The following is a 14,567-nucleotide window of genomic DNA, read 5'->3' as shown; positions in this document are numbered from 1 at the left end:
AAGGGACTAGCCATGCGAACAATTACTTCAGTTCACCGCTTCCATCATTTAGATTGCATCAAGACCTCACTAGAGGCTTGCTCACTATGATGCAAGCATTAGTTCGCTTCTCAATCCGTTTTAGTGGCGTCATTATTGGTTTAGCCACGCTGATTATTGTGTATGGCTTATTTAGCCTAACGCGCAGCAACCTTGATGTATTTCCTGAGTTTGCTCCAACCCAGATTATTATTCAAACCGAGTCGCCTGGCTTATCCGCAGAGTTAGTTGAAAGCTTGGTCACCCAGCCCATCGAGATTAGCGCTGCTGGCACAGTGGGCATTAAGAGTATGCGCTCGCAGTCAATTCCGGGCTTATCTATCGTCACGATTATCTTTGATGAATCAACCGATGTTTACCGTAATCGCCAAGTGATTGCGGAACGCCTTGCAACGCTAGCGAACAAATTACCGCAAGGCATCACGCCTAATATCACTCCGCTCACTTCCTCAGCGAGCACCGTACTAGGATTCGGCCTCACATCAAAAACGCGCTCACTTACAGAAATCCGCACCGTAGTGGATTGGACCATCGTGCCGCATTTGCTTGCGATTCCTGGGGTTGCAGACGTGAATGTGTTTGGCGGCAAGGTCAAGCAACTGCAAGTACAGGTTGACCCTGAAAAAATGATTCGTTACGGCATCTCGCTCCTGCAAGTGGAAGAGGCCGTTAAAAAAGCCACGGGGGTGCGCGGCAGTGGTTATATCGAGAACAAGAATCAGCGCATCGTCATTAACACCGAAGGTCAATCCACTACCCCAGAAAAACTGGCGCTCGTCACATTACTTCATAAAAACGGGCAAACCATCAGGCTAGGAGACATTGGCAAGGTGGTTGATGGCGCGGCGCCATCCATCAGTGCAGCAGCTATTAATGAAGAGAGCGGTGTTTACCTTTCAGTACAAGGCCAGCTTGGCGCCAATACACATGGCGTAACGCTAGCAGTCGAACGCGCATTGAAAGAACTAGAACCTAACCTAAGCGCTGAACACATCAAGCTACACCAAGGCTTATTCAGGCCAGCTAATTTTATTGAAGTAGCCATTAGCGGGGTACGTGCGGATATTTTAATTGGCTCAGTGCTGGTGATTACCATTCTTTTCTTATTCTTATTCAATGTGCGCACCGCTTTTATCTCTGCGACTGCTATCCCATTATCACTGCTCACTGCGATTGTGATCATGAGCTACTTTAATATTGGTTTAAATATTATGGTATTGGGCGGCCTTGCCATTGCGCTGGGTGAAGTGGTGGACGATGCGATTATTGATACCGAAAACATTTTTAGACGGTTGCGTGAAAACCGCTTGCTTGAGCAGCCGTTACCTACCTATCAAGTAGTATTCAATGCCTCAATGGAGGTGCGTACCTCCGTCGTCTATGCCACATTTATTGTGGCATTAGTATTCTTACCCTTACTCACCTTAGGTGGCGTTGCCGGAAAATTATTTGCACCACTTGGTTTGGCTTATATTGCAGCCATTATGGCTTCGCTGTTTGTTGCGCTCACATTGACCCCTGCACTGTGCTACCTGATGTTGGGCAATGCGGAACTGGATGAAAAAGATCCACCACTCATTCATATGTTCAAAAGCATGTATGTCAAAGTGCTGATGAAAGTTGATGCGCACTACAAAGTGGTGATTGCCACCAGTTTCATTTTAATTGCTATTGGCCTAGGCACTTTACCGTTATTTAAAAGCCAGTTTATTCCTGCATTGCATGAAGGCCACTACATTATGCATATGACAGCGGTACCTGGTACCTCGGAGCAAGAGTCGTTACGTATTGGTAAAAAAGTCTCCGAGACCATACGTAAAATTGACGGTGTGAAGTCAGTCACCCAATGGGTAGGCCGTGCACCGAATGCTGCAGACACTTTTGGCACACACTATAGCGAGTTTGAAATTGAAATCGGTGCAATCTCGGGCCAAGAACAGCGCCGCATCCTCACGGATATTAGGGAAGAGTTATCTGGCGAAGATATTGATCACGATGGTGACGGCGTGGCCGAAACTGGCTTTGTCGGGGTCAACTTTGCCATTAACACCTTTTTAACCGAGCGTATTGAAGAAACCATCTCTGGTTACGCTGCCAGTACAGTGATTAACATTTACGGACAAAATCTGGACGCTTTAGATAGCGATGCCAATAACATCGCGAGAATCCTAAATGATATTAAAGGTGCGGCTGATGTTACCGTACAGTCGCCGCCTGGCACCCCGCAATTAGTGGTGCGCCTGCGGCCCGAAAAAATGGCGCAACTGGGTTTATATCCAACAGACGTGCTGGATAACGTTCGCACAGCCTATGAAGGCGTACCTATTACTCAGGTTTATGAAGGCAACCGCGTGATTGGCGTTAGCGTAGTATTAGATTTAGAAGCGAGAGATGACGTACAAGAAGCTGGTAATCTGCCGCTATTTAATGCCGAAGGCAAACTATTCAGATTACGTGATGTTGCAGACATCGTACAAGAAAACGGCCGTTCTAAGATACTACACGCTGGGGCTAAACGCATCCAAACTGTGACGGCTAACGTCTCTGGCCGCGACATTGACTCATTCACCAGTGAGCTGAAAACGCGCTTAAACTCGGAACTCACGCTAAGCCCAGGTACTTATTTGGAGTTTACTGGTGCCGCGGAGGCCAATGCGAAATCTAGGGAGAAACTCATTCTGCAATCAGCACTGGCTGGCGTCAGTGTGTTTTTAATGCTGTATATCGCATTTGGACGTTTGCGCAACCTACTGCTCACGTTTGCCAACCTACCCTTTGCTCTAATTGGCGGCGTACTTGCCGTCATGCTAACAGGTGGATGGATTTCATTAGGCTCATTAGTTGGCTTTGTTACGCTGTTTGGCATTACCCTGCGGAACTCGATTATGATGGCATCGCATTTTCAGCACTTGGTCGATGAAGAGAATTGCGTATGGGGTCTAGAAACGTGCATCCGTGGCGCCTCTGAACGCCTGCCATCCATTTTGATGACAGCGCTAGTTACGGCCTTAGGCTTATTACCACTAGCAGTTGGCAGCGGCGAACCTGGCCGAGAGATTGAAGGTCCAATGGCCACGATTATCGTCGGCGGCTTGGTCACCTCGACGATACTTAACTTATTGATATTGCCAACGATTATGCTGCACTTTGGCAAATTTGAGCGTAGCGATAAGTTCTAAAAAGACAGAAAACTGGAGGACAGCAAAGCAGTTAAATACTATTTATCGTCGTATTTAATATATTTAAATCGCACATCATCGTTTGGTGTGCCTGTTAAAGCACCACCCTCTTTAGCTGGCTGCCATGCGATGACTGATTCAATCTTCTTTGCTAACTCAAAGTCTTTTTCGGTAATGCCTTTCGCATCATGCGTGCATAATTTCACGATAACAAACGCATAAGATACCGTTAAGTCTGGGTGATGCCACGCCGCCTCTGCTAAATGCCCAACCGTGTTTACCACCATGAGCGTGGCTTTCCAGCCGCTAGTTTTATACTTGCGTCGTATCCAGCCGTTTTCCAAATACCAGTGCGGCAGCTCCGCAGATAATCTTACTTCAACTTCTTGCGCAGAAAAAACAGGAGATGCAGACATAATACAACTTTCTTTTAACGACCAACTTAATAATCAACAAGCAGCACATGCTCTGAGGCAACACTAGCATCATCCATGCGGCGCTTACTCAATATCGGCTCAACAGCGGCATAATTGGTTTTATGTACCACATAGGTTTGAAATCGTTGCTCAAGGCAATAATCACTAAATGCAACATCCACCAACGCATCCTGCACCAAGGTTTGCAGTAGCACCGATGTTGAATTTGCGTAATCACTCAGGGGTTTAGATTTCACCAGAAGCAAACGTTCTGCGCCAATTTTATGGGCTAGCCATGCACTTAAACTATCAGATGTCACTTGCCAGTTTTTAGCAATCGCATCATCAGCCAAGACCATTTTACTCGGCAACCAGACAATCGCCCTATGCTGCCAGCCACGCTCGGCAAGCTCCAGTTCGCTACTTGCCGTAACCAAACCAGGGTTAATCCCAGTAAGTAGTAAGCCAAACTGGTCCATGGCTAGTAGCGCCAAGTGATGCGCAAGGGCATCACTCACCCCAGACCGCTGTTGCGCCACACGCACAGCATCGGCAAAAACACTACCCCCCGGCACGATAATGACTTTACCATCGCTAATCTTAACCAGCATTTCCAGCCAGCGCGACAACTCTGGCGAGCCCAGTAAACTACCCCCTAATTTTACTACCCACATAGGCGACCCCTTTTAAACTTAGGGCTTAAAGTTAATCAGCCTTACGGCTGAAACACCCCACTACTTTTAGCATACTGGAGGCTTTATCCCAAGTTTCCACGTACTCTTTTTCAACATCTGAATCTGCAACGATACCACCGCCAGCGTAAAAGCTGATTTCACCTTCGCCATTTTGTTTTTCCACATATACCGCTGTACGTATCGCAATATTGGTATCCATATTGCCATCAAAGCCGATATAACCAATCGCGCCACAATATACGCCACGTTGATGTGGTTCTAACTCTTCTATAATTTGCATGGCGCGTAATTTTGGTGCACCAGTTATTGAACCACCAGGAAAACAGCCACGTAATAAGTCGATTGCAGTTTTATCCTGCAACAACTCTCCCGTCACGATGCTCACCAAGTGATGCACATTGGCAAAACTTTGTAGTTGAAATAATTTATCGGCTTTAACCGAGCCGGTCTTACAGTTCTTGCTAATGTCATTGCGTAGCAAGTCTACAATCATCAGATTCTCTGCACGGTCTTTCAGACTGGTGAGTAGCTCATTTGCATACAGCGCATCCTGCGCTGCATCAGCAGCGCGCGGCCTAGTGCCTTTAATTGGCCGCGTCTCCACATACCCATCTACCACTTGCAAAAATCGCTCTGGCGACCCAGAAACCACCTGCATATGCCCAAAATTCATATATGCCATAAAGGGTGCCGGGCTTATTGCTCTTAGTTGCTGATAAAAAGTCCAGGCATCACCGCGCGCCATCGCCGAAAATCGCTGCGCCAAGTTAACCTGATAGCAATCGCCTTCATGAATATAGGTTTTGATTGCATTAAAAGCTGCGGCATAAGCCACTTTATCCATGTTGGAACGTACCGCAGACGTCACTTCAAAACTAGCCAACTTTGTAGTATCGCCTTCGCTAACGCCGTCAAATAATGTACATAGCGACTGCCAATCATCGCGAGTTTGGCGGTCAAAACCATTTGAAACCAAATGCGCTGTTTTGGCGCGGTGATCCACGATAACCGCCCAGTCATAAATACCGATTTGCATCTGTGGGATTAAGCCATCATCTGCTGCTGTATTTTCTAGTTTTTCCAGCCGCCTGGCTAAATCATAGCCAAAATAACCAACTGCTCCGCCGGTAAACGGCCACGCTGATTGATCAGCATGGCGCGGCGTTAAAGCATCATTCACTAACTTGAACGGATCCTCGAGCGATGTATGCTTATTATCTTTACTTACTACCTCTGTGAACTCACGATTGCTGGTGAATGTAATAAACGGCTTAGCCACCAGAATGTCGTAATGGCCATATTGGCTACCTGCTTTCCCCGTTACTGGGTCCGGTAACTGCCCACTATCTAAAAACATTGCCCAAGGCATGTGTGCAATACGTGCAAAATACTGTGCACTATCTGCGAGATAATGCAATTGATGCGTTAACAAACTCATCTGGACAGCCCCAGTGAAGCGACTGCAAAAGCCGGGAAACAAACCTTCGCCATATTCTTGATCAAACCACTTTCTGCACTAATAAAATCACTGGCTGAGCGATAGGGAACATCTAACTGCTGTGCAAGTGATGCAGTTAAAAACTCACCAGCACCTGCGCCTATCAATTGTAAAGTAGGCGCTGTATTTTGTTTAGATGACAACTTCGTTAATACAGCCTGCCGCACCAAATTAAGTTGTGCATGCTTAAACGCATGGGCTAGCGCTATCCAAGTAGCTAAGGGTGCGTCATGGGCATCCCAACCCACCATTCTGGCAATACGCCGTGCGCTGGACGCCACACTTCTATCTGTACCATCTGCTGTGTCTGCCATATTTTCATCTGCTGATAACTCACCAGTTAAGGTGTAAACATCAGCTGTGGTCGCAAAGTGCTCGGCAGCGACATTGACTAATTGCCCAGCAAACGGTATTTTTTGCGCCAAAGCCATCAGTGGCGTGCGCACAACCCCAGTATAAACCAACTCATCAAACTGCATGCGTGTTGCATCGGTTAAACCCAACACGTTTGGCTTACCGTCACTTAACAGTGCAATGTCTGTCGTGGTACTGCCAATATCAATAAAAATAGCTTGCGGTAATTTTTGTGCCAAATATTGCATGCTGGCTAACCAGTTCATCGAGGCAATATCACTTGTCACCTGTGCAACCTGCTCCAACACTACAAATCCCTGCTTGCCTGCAAAAAACCTCAGCTGCACTTCACAGTTAACGGCACTGAGCTTGCGCTGCATAGTCTGCGCAATCGCCAACACGCCGCTGTGCCGATCTGGAAATATGTCAGCCAATTCACCTGTCATGGTCACCACGTGCGACTCAGCCTGCATTTCAGGCAGAATCGCATCTATGGCTGACCCCAACTCGTCTAGCCCACGCCACAAAGGGCAATAGACCTGCTTGGCATTCAACACATGACCTTGCGCGTTGATTAACACCGCTTTCAGGTGTGCCCCGCCAACATCCCAACCTATGATACGTTGCTGATTCATAGTGGAATGAATACCTGCTTTCTGGCTAGATTCGGCATAGAGAATTTATCGCTTAATACACAATCCATGATTAATTGAGCAGGATTATAATCTATCGCCTGCTCCAACCCTACGTAGCTAGTAGTTAGGCGCGGATTAATTTCAATCACATAAATCTTATCGTCATGCTCAGTGTCAACAATCACATCCACGCCAACATAACCCAGTGCATCTGGCAGCATTTTGGCAATTTTTCTGGCAATCGTTTCAAAGCGTTGCCAATAGGCTGACATGCCATTAATCGTAATTCCAGACAACCTAAAATGATCGTCATCGCGTGTAATATGCTGCTCATTACAACTTAACAGCCAAGCCTTGCCATTACGGCACAACATAGAAAAGCTGGCAGCGACTCCAGCCTGATAAGGCTGTGCTAAATAGTTCAAATAGCGCTCATCTTGCTTAACCCAACGCGTTAAATCATCAATGGAATCAAATAAGCGAATACCATCGCAACCGGCGCCATCCTCTGGTTTAGCGACCCAAGAATTGATATTTTCCGTACTGAGTTGTTCACACTTGCCCGCAACCAGGTCTTCCCCTGCATATACTGGTAAGGTATAAATTTTAGCTTCGCGCAAGGCCTCAAAGCACAACGTCTTACTAGTGCCAATTAAGGTGGCATCAAAGCCACAGCCTAGAAATAAGGCACCTTTGTCATGGCTTGCGTAACATAACTCACTTAACTCCAGTAAAACACCATTAGTTTCCGGAGCAATCAGCCACACTTGCGCCACACTAGACAGCGCTTCGGTAAAAATATGATTAAATTGTCCAGCTGCTACTGCAATACTATGGCTCGCTAATGGCGACGGCGGAAGTCTGGCATCATGCAAGGTGACAATCTCAAATTGATTTATCTCAGCCAGATGACGCAGCAAAGCATCCCGCATCAGCGTGCCTTCTTTCACCAAAGAGTCAGAGAGTGCTTCGGTACCAAGGCCGCCACCGGTAATGTACTCACAAACTAGTATTTTTTTTAATGCTTCGATGATGAATATTCCTCTTAAATTACATAATTTGGCATATGGCACATATATGGCTTACAAATAGGAAAGCCGCCACGGTATTGCTTAGTTGTATGCCAAAGCACACAGAAGCTGAGATAATACGCGCTGAATCACCAATATCTATAGCCATTGAAAGTGTAGGCTAAGATATAGATTAAACAAAGTGGCTAGCACTAAAAACATATAAGCCAAGCATCCCAACCATTACGCCTCCTGAGATATTAATGCAAATAATTCCAGTGATTGATCTTTTAAACGGTACTGTCGTTCATGCAAAGAAAGGTGAGCGTCACAACTATCACCCAATCGCATCCGCACTTACCCCCTCAAGCCAACCTTTAGATATCGTTGCCGCATTGCTTGCGCTTTACCCTTTTGAGCAGCTCTACATTGCAGATCTGAACGCGATACAAAAACTTAGCAACACACAAGACTGCACACAAACTAACAACTTTAGTGTGATTACATCTATCGCGCAGCACTACCCTAACTTAACACTATGGTTAGATGCGGGCATCAGCAATACAAATGAACTTGATTTATGGTCGCAACTGCCTGCAAAACTCATTCTAGGCAGTGAAAACTTTTCAAGTATCGAGCAATACCTTGATATCTACCATGCCAGTAGCAGCAAAACCATACTCTCGCTTGATTTCATGCCAACTGGCTATCAAGGCCCAAAAGCCTTACTAGAAAGCACAAGGTATTGGCCGGAAGAGATTATTGTCATGTCGCTAGCGCATGTAGGCGCCAACCAAGGCGCCAACCAAGCACTACTATCAGACCTCAAAGCAATGGCAGGAGATTTTAACTTATATGCAGCCGGTGGCGTTAGAGATATAGCAGATTTAAATACGTTAAAGGCATTAGGCGTAAATGGCGCGCTGATGGCCACAGCCCTGCACGCAAAGCAGCTAACCCACCAACAGCTAGTATCACTCAAGTAATAAAAAAGCCCGACTAGTCGGGCTTTTTTAACAGATATAGCAACTACAGCTTGCGACTATTCCAAGTTTGCATGGATAGCGCGCATACCTTCTTCAGTTAAGCCTTTTGCAAAAATCAAATCTGCAATCGTAGCTTCCAAGAAAAGTAATGTTGAAAGCTCAAATTGTGAGCCCATTGGCATACCGTTAGTTAACGGGAAGCTGCTGTCATTACCAATTTGAATCGTTAAATCAGCTGCGTCAGCCATAAGTGAAGATTTCTTCATAGAAATCACTACTAATTTAGCACCAACTGATTTTGCTTTTTTCACGAATGGTAATAATGTTTCTGTACCGCCTGAACCTGAAACCAAAATCAACAAATCGCCTGCTTTAATTGCTGGCGTTACCACTTCACCGATCATGCTTACATTGTAACCAGCATGTACTAAACGCATCGCAAAGAAACGTGATACAAGTAAAGAACGGCCAGCGCCACCGATAAATGTACGGCCTGCGCCTTCAACCAGCTTCAATAGCTCAGCTGATTTAGAGTTGTCTGTTTCAGCTAGGATGCTTGTTAATTTGTCTAAAATTAATTTTTGACTACTACTCATGATATTTCCTTATCGAATCAATGATTTTAGAGAATACTTAAAATGCCAAAAAAAATCCCGACCCATTACTGAGTCAGGATTTTTTAATCGTTCATTTCAATAAAAACTTATTGAAAAGAGCTTAAATTAAGCGTGAACGATAGCTGTGATTTCAGCAGCAGCAGCAGCTGGGTCAGCAGCGCCGTAGATTGCAGCACCAGCAACGATGATTGTTGCGCCAGCGTCTTTAACTTGTTTAGCTGTAGCAGCTTTAACGCCACCAGCAACTGAGATTTCAACGCCTAGGTTCAAAGCAGCAACCAAAGCTAAGTCAGCAAATGGTGTTTGACCAGCAGCTTGTTGGTCTAAACCAGTGTGCACGCCAATGATGTGTGCGCCAGCAGCAGCAGCAGCTTTAGTAACAGCAGCTTTGTCAGCAACGTTGATCAAGTCGATTTGTGCTTTTTTGCCGTATTTGTTAGCAGCATCAATTACACCTTTGATTGTACCCATATCAGAAATACCTAATACAGTAACGATGTCAGCACCAGCTTTGTAGAATGGCTCAGCTTCGTAGAAACCAGCGTCAGCTGTTTTCAAGTCAACTAAGATTTTGTTGTTTGGGAATTTAGCACGTAATGTTTCAAGCAATTTGATACCGTTGTGCTTGATGCATGGTGTACCGATTTCAAGAATGTCCACGTGTGGAGCAACTGTTGTTGCTAATGCAACTGTTGCGTCGAAATCTAATGAATCTAATGCCATTTGTGTTAATGCCATGGTGTTTCTCCGTTTAATAATTTTAAGAATTACATTTTATTGCTATTTTGCGAAACTCGCTCCACATCACACTTAACTAACACTCGCAATTTATGACGAGATAATCAACTAAGATTGACTGTGCTTCGACTTTCACTAGTTCGAATTTAAGTGCCTAAATTCGGCCTCATAAAAAACTGGACACTTATGTTAAATGCCCAGCTAACTTATGTCAATTCTAAAGCGATACGATTACGCTTTAATTACAAAAATAATACCAAAGTATTAAAGTTTTTCGCTTAATGCTGCTTCAAGTTTGTTTTGGTCAACAACGAAACCACGAATACCTTCAGCAAGTTTTTCTGTTGCCATTGGATCTTGGTTTAATTCAAAGCGGAACTCAGCTTCAGTCATTTTTGCTGGAGCTGTTTTAGTCGCGCCTGTATCTTTCAACACTTGTGTCAATGTACCTTCTGTAGCAGCTAGGTCTTGCAACAAGTTTGGTGAAACTGTCAAACGATCACAACCAGCCAAAGCAACTAGCTCACCAGTGTTACGGAATGAAGCGCCCATTACCACTGTTTTATAGCCATGCTCTTTGTAGTATTGGTAGATAGCACGCACTGAAACCACGCCTGGGTCTGTTTCTTGTGTGTATTCTGTTGTTGGGTTTTTAGCTTTGTACCAGTCTAAGATACGGCCAACGAACGGAGAAATCAAGAACACACCAGCTTCAGCACATGCACGCGCTTGGCCGAAACCGAACAACAATGTTAGGTTACATTGGATGCCTTCTTTTTCTAAGATTTCGCCAGCTTTAATACCTTCCCATGTTGATGCTAATTTGATCAACACGCGATCTTTACTTACGCCTGCATCTTCGTAAAGTTTGATCAATTTACGGCCTTTAGCCACCATTGCATCCAAGTTGAAAGATAGACGTGCGTCAACTTCTGTTGAAATACGACCTGGTACTTCTTTAGTGATTTCTGTACCAATCAATACTGCCAATTTATCAGCTGCATTGTCAATTTGCTCAGCCTTAGTGCCGCCTTGTGCTTTTGCGTATGCAATAGCAGCGTCGATTAAAGGTGCGTATTGTGGCAATTGGCTTGCTTTTAGCACTAATGATGGGTTTGTTGTTGCGTCAACAGGCTTAACAGCCTTAATCGCTTCAACATCACCAGTATCTGCCACGATAGTGGTCATAGATTTTAATTGCTCTAACAAATTAGCCATTACTGCCTCCTAAAAAATTATCTGAATACAACTCATATACAAAATCAAGAGCAAGATTATATCTTAAAAGTAATGATGTTAAAAACTATATGGTGTCATTAAATGGCGACACATGATGCTTTCTGCGATCGTATTCAATAGGTCGATTAATTTTACGACGCTCCAACGGTAGCGAAACGATAAAAGTAGCTCCACGCCCTTCTTCACTATGAACAGAAACGCTGCCACGATGCTTCTTGATAGTGACACTCACAAAATATAAACCTAAACCACTGCCTTCCTGCGCCTGATGCTCGCCCTCTGCCCGACTAAAGCGTTTAAATACTTTGGCGATTTTTTTTGCAGGGATTCCAGGGCCCTGATCAATCACTTTCAGCACCATCGATTGCTCATTGCTGTTTAAGATTACACTGATCACGCCGCGCTCTGGTGAGTATTTAACTGCATTCAGCAGGATATTTGAAACCGCCCTCAACAGCAAACCAAAATCGCCTCTTACCCACACGCACTCTTCCGGGAAGTCTTTGTGCAGCTTAAGTTTCTTTGCCATCGATATTTCATACACATCATCAATCGCCTGCTGCGTGAGGCTCACCATATCCAGCTCATGGAACCTGTTCACATTTGCCATCTCCGCACGTGATGCCTGCAAAAATCCTTCAGCCATACTATGCGCGCGGATTAACATTTTGCTCATACGCTGTGAGTACTTATTGGCTTCGAACTTATCTAGCAACATCATTGCGGCACCGAGCGGTGCACGAATATCATGTGAAATGAATGCTAAGGTATCGTTTCTACTTTTGTGCAAATTTCGCAAGTGCTGTGCAGTTAAATTCACCTTTAAAATTCTTGATTGCAACGGGTCAACATTAGCCTCGTCTAAGCTATCCTCTGTCACCATCCCCAAGGCCGCCAACTCATCACGTAATCTTTGCAACTCTTTATCTAATGATAATTGAGCAGAATTAAGCTTGCGCCAACTCCAGATTGGATACGCCAACAATACAGCGGCTAATGCACCTGAAGCGGGAATCCATACACTCCACCAATGCATAATAGAAAGTGAAGCTAAGATAATCGTAGAAAAATATATTGCAATCAATGCAACAGATTTCAAAGGTGGCATTCTAGGCAGCCACAATAGAGGCAACATCGCCAATAATGCACATAGCATAGTGACGACCCAGCTTGGCGCATCCACCACCAATGAAGAGTCCTGCATGGCGGCTATTGCATTAGCATGAAACTCTATACCGGGCATTGGTTGTGAGTAGCTTGAAACTGGTGTGTACAATACATCACCGCCCCCTAATGCCGTCACACCGACCAGTACAATCTTATCCTTGAAAAAACCAGATGAATATTTATTGGCCAATACATCTACATAAGATATCTGATCAAAGTGTCTGGGTGGTCCGAAGAAATCAACTTTACGCGGCGAATAAGAAACCAAGCGTTGCGCAGCATCATCTAGAGCACTCAACTTCGATGGGTGAATAACAGGAGGAACCGTATTTATATAAGCAGGGAGTAGGTGAGCTACTTGCAATACTGATTGTGAAAAGTGTGGCAAGCCTACCGTGGATAAGTCAGCTGCAGACACACCTTCCCATAAGTAAAGGCTGCGTGCAACGCCATCGGCATCTAGCGAAACGTTCAGGCGACCTAAGCCAGCCACAGCAGAAGCCAACGGCGGAATAGGTAGACTTTGCTTAACGGCTCCGCCCACGTAAGGAGCCTCAAGCAAAACAGGCAAGACGACATTGCCGGCACGTTTAATCGCTTGCGCAAAAGCGTAGTCGACCTCTTTAGCATCGCGCTCTGGCTCAGAAAAGACAACACCAAAGCCTATTGCCTTAGGTTTCTGATTGATTAAATGATTGATAAGCTCAGTATGGAACCGCCTAGACCAAGGCAAGTTACCAATCGCATCGATACTCGCCTCATCAATTGCAACAATCACGATATTGTCTGGTGCATTTTTAAAACTTAGGCGCTGCCCTAAATCATAATAAAAATGATCAAACCGAACTAAAACTTCGCTTAAACTAAAGGTACAAGCTATGAGGGCAAGTGCAATGGCTGTAAAAAACCGATCGTTTATTTGCATAAATCATTTACAGATTTATAGTGATTGTGTGAATGAGTTGCAACAACGCAAGATTGAAATCTCTCATCCGCAACGGCAATACTTGCCAAGCCGAATGGCAAATCTACTATACAGTGGGAAAGTTTCTTTATTTTTATGGTTATCATGCAGGTTATTTTTCAAACTGTAACTGACGCACAAAATACCATGAACCATCCTATTTTTTTCAATATCTAGCAATACTGATTTGTTAAGTTTTGTAAATTGTCTGCATCTAACAATAGCAACTCGCTAACGATTACGCTCTAAGCGATAGCCCTGCTGGTAAATTGAAGTTAATCTCCAGCCATATTCTGACGTCAACTTTAGTTTCGTGCGTAAATGACTAATATGTACATCTACCTTGCGCGTCTCTACCTCAGAAGTGGCACCCCACACCACATTCATCAAATGCACCCTTGATAGCAAAGCGCCTTCATTTTTCAAGAAGTACAATGCCAAATCAAACTCTTTGTCAGTTAACCTTACCTCTTCTCCAGCAAGTGTTGCTACCCTCAACTTAGTATCAAATGTCAATGCACCGAATTCATAATTCGTTTTATCAACCAACTGATTGGATGTGCGTCTTAATAGTGCATGAATACGCGCCATTAAAAGAGGGCGACTGGCTGGCTTGACCACATAGTCGTCTGCGCCAGCTTCAATCACACGAACAATATCCTGCTCTTCAGACCTGCCAGTAAAAAAAATGATGGGGGGTAGCTTTTTAGCTCTAAGCTTAATGCTCACCATGACATCTGGTCCTTCCATGTCTGGCAAAGCCCAATCAAACACACATAAATCATATTGCTCATGTGAGAACTGGCGTAAGAAATCTAGCCCAGTTTTAAAATGATCCACCTCAAAATTATCTTGTTGTAGCCACTCTACCAACACCTCGGCAAATGCCAAATCATCTTCCAACAATGCAATTTTCATTTATATTTTTTATTCCGAATGGTTGATGTTTACTGCGTAAATACACTTAATTATCTGTAGCATCTGAGCAACGCCTGACAGTAAATAGCTAGAACGAGATAATTATGATGAC

General features: G+C 44.6%; 12 protein-coding genes. 2 read left to right on the top strand and 10 right to left on the bottom strand.

The features are described 5' to 3' along the window. The first annotated feature begins 86 nt into the window (after positions 1-86). Positions 87-3,218: an efflux RND transporter permease subunit gene (locus tag C3Y98_RS01915; RefSeq protein WP_135276444.1), complete on the top strand. Its 3,132-nt coding sequence runs from the start codon at positions 87-89 to the stop codon at positions 3,216-3,218. 38 nt (positions 3,219-3,256) lie between these two features. On the opposite strand, the gene C3Y98_RS01910 is transcribed toward C3Y98_RS01915, so the two are convergent. Genes C3Y98_RS01910 through C3Y98_RS01890 form a run of 5 tightly spaced genes read right to left on the bottom strand, consistent with a single transcriptional unit; the run spans position 3,257 to position 7,889 of the window. Next, a complete protein-coding gene (locus tag C3Y98_RS01910) occupies positions 3,257-3,634 on the bottom strand; it encodes a 4a-hydroxytetrahydrobiopterin dehydratase (protein ID WP_135276443.1) in 378 nt (125 codons plus the stop codon). A 26-nt stretch (positions 3,635-3,660) separates the two neighbouring features. Beyond that, the gene (locus C3Y98_RS01905; protein ID WP_135276442.1) at positions 3,661-4,308 is read right to left on the bottom strand and encodes an amino acid kinase family protein; all 648 of its coding nucleotides are present in this window, start codon (positions 4,306-4,308) and stop codon (positions 3,661-3,663) included. A 31-nt stretch (positions 4,309-4,339) separates the two neighbouring features. Further along, complete coding sequence (pabB, locus tag C3Y98_RS01900) at positions 4,340-5,767, bottom strand: aminodeoxychorismate synthase component I (protein ID WP_135276441.1); 1,428 nt, start codon at positions 5,765-5,767, stop codon at positions 4,340-4,342. Then, positions 5,764-6,816, bottom strand: coding sequence for a hydantoinase/oxoprolinase family protein (locus C3Y98_RS01895; RefSeq protein ID WP_135276440.1), 1,053 nt, complete (start codon positions 6,814-6,816; stop codon positions 5,764-5,766). The genes pabB and C3Y98_RS01895 overlap by 4 nt, the downstream gene beginning before the upstream one ends. Continuing rightward, on the bottom strand, positions 6,813-7,889 hold the full coding sequence (locus C3Y98_RS01890; RefSeq protein ID WP_245234289.1) for an ATP-grasp domain-containing protein: 1,077 nt from the start codon (positions 7,887-7,889) through the stop codon (positions 6,813-6,815). Before C3Y98_RS01890 ends, C3Y98_RS01895 begins: the two co-directional genes overlap by 4 nt. Before the next feature lie 200 nt (positions 7,890-8,089). Between C3Y98_RS01890 and C3Y98_RS01885 the strand changes: the two genes are divergently transcribed. Continuing rightward, the gene (locus C3Y98_RS01885) at positions 8,090-8,812 is read left to right on the top strand and encodes a HisA/HisF-related TIM barrel protein (RefSeq protein WP_135276439.1); all 723 of its coding nucleotides are present in this window, start codon (positions 8,090-8,092) and stop codon (positions 8,810-8,812) included. A 56-nt stretch (positions 8,813-8,868) separates the two neighbouring features. On the opposite strand, the gene hxlB is transcribed toward C3Y98_RS01885, so the two are convergent. The 5 genes from hxlB to C3Y98_RS01860 form a co-directional block, all read right to left on the bottom strand. Then, entirely contained in the window at positions 8,869-9,408 is a 540-nt protein-coding gene (gene hxlB / locus C3Y98_RS01880; RefSeq protein WP_135276438.1) for a 6-phospho-3-hexuloisomerase, read from the bottom strand. Positions 9,409-9,534: 126 nt separating this feature from the next. After that, complete coding sequence (gene hxlA / locus C3Y98_RS01875) at positions 9,535-10,167, bottom strand: 3-hexulose-6-phosphate synthase (protein ID WP_036302738.1); 633 nt, start codon at positions 10,165-10,167, stop codon at positions 9,535-9,537. 264 nt (positions 10,168-10,431) lie between these two features. Beyond that, a complete protein-coding gene (gene tal, locus C3Y98_RS01870; RefSeq protein WP_135276437.1) occupies positions 10,432-11,385 on the bottom strand; it encodes a transaldolase in 954 nt (317 codons plus the stop codon). A gap of 85 nt (positions 11,386-11,470) precedes the next feature. Beyond that, positions 11,471-13,498 (bottom strand): CHASE2 domain-containing protein, encoded by a 2,028-nt coding sequence (locus tag C3Y98_RS01865; protein ID WP_135276436.1) that lies wholly within the window; start codon positions 13,496-13,498, stop codon positions 11,471-11,473. Positions 13,499-13,768: 270 nt separating this feature from the next. After that, positions 13,769-14,455, bottom strand: coding sequence for a response regulator transcription factor (locus C3Y98_RS01860; RefSeq protein ID WP_135276435.1), 687 nt, complete (start codon positions 14,453-14,455; stop codon positions 13,769-13,771). Positions 14,456-14,567: the final 112 nt, after the last annotated feature.

The sequence above is a fragment of the Methylotenera oryzisoli genome, from assembly GCF_004661485.1.
Classification (GTDB): Bacteria; Pseudomonadota; Gammaproteobacteria; order Burkholderiales; family Methylophilaceae; genus Methylotenera; species Methylotenera oryzisoli.
Note: the sequence above shows the minus strand (reverse complement) of the source record. Positions and strands in the feature narration are given on the sequence as shown.

Coding starts and splice junctions, on each gene's coding strand:
- C3Y98_RS01915 (WP_135276444.1), top strand. CDS start 87: ATGATGCAAGCATTAGTTCGCTTCTCAATCCGTTTTAGTGGCGTCATT.
- C3Y98_RS01910 (WP_135276443.1), bottom strand. CDS start 3,634: ATGTCTGCATCTCCTGTTTTTTCTGCGCAAGAAGTTGAAGTAAGATTA.
- C3Y98_RS01905 (WP_135276442.1), bottom strand. CDS start 4,308: ATGTGGGTAGTAAAATTAGGGGGTAGTTTACTGGGCTCGCCAGAGTTG.
- pabB (WP_135276441.1), bottom strand. CDS start 5,767: ATGAGTTTGTTAACGCATCAATTGCATTATCTCGCAGATAGTGCACAG.
- C3Y98_RS01895 (WP_135276440.1), bottom strand. CDS start 6,816: ATGAATCAGCAACGTATCATAGGTTGGGATGTTGGCGGGGCACACCTG.
- C3Y98_RS01885 (WP_135276439.1), top strand. CDS start 8,090: ATGCAAATAATTCCAGTGATTGATCTTTTAAACGGTACTGTCGTTCAT.
- hxlB (WP_135276438.1), bottom strand. CDS start 9,408: ATGAGTAGTAGTCAAAAATTAATTTTAGACAAATTAACAAGCATCCTA.
- hxlA (WP_036302738.1), bottom strand. CDS start 10,167: ATGGCATTAACACAAATGGCATTAGATTCATTAGATTTCGACGCAACA.
- tal (WP_135276437.1), bottom strand. CDS start 11,385: ATGGCTAATTTGTTAGAGCAATTAAAATCTATGACCACTATCGTGGCA.
- C3Y98_RS01865 (WP_135276436.1), bottom strand. CDS start 13,498: ATGCAAATAAACGATCGGTTTTTTACAGCCATTGCACTTGCCCTCATA.
- C3Y98_RS01860 (WP_135276435.1), bottom strand. CDS start 14,455: ATGAAAATTGCATTGTTGGAAGATGATTTGGCATTTGCCGAGGTGTTG.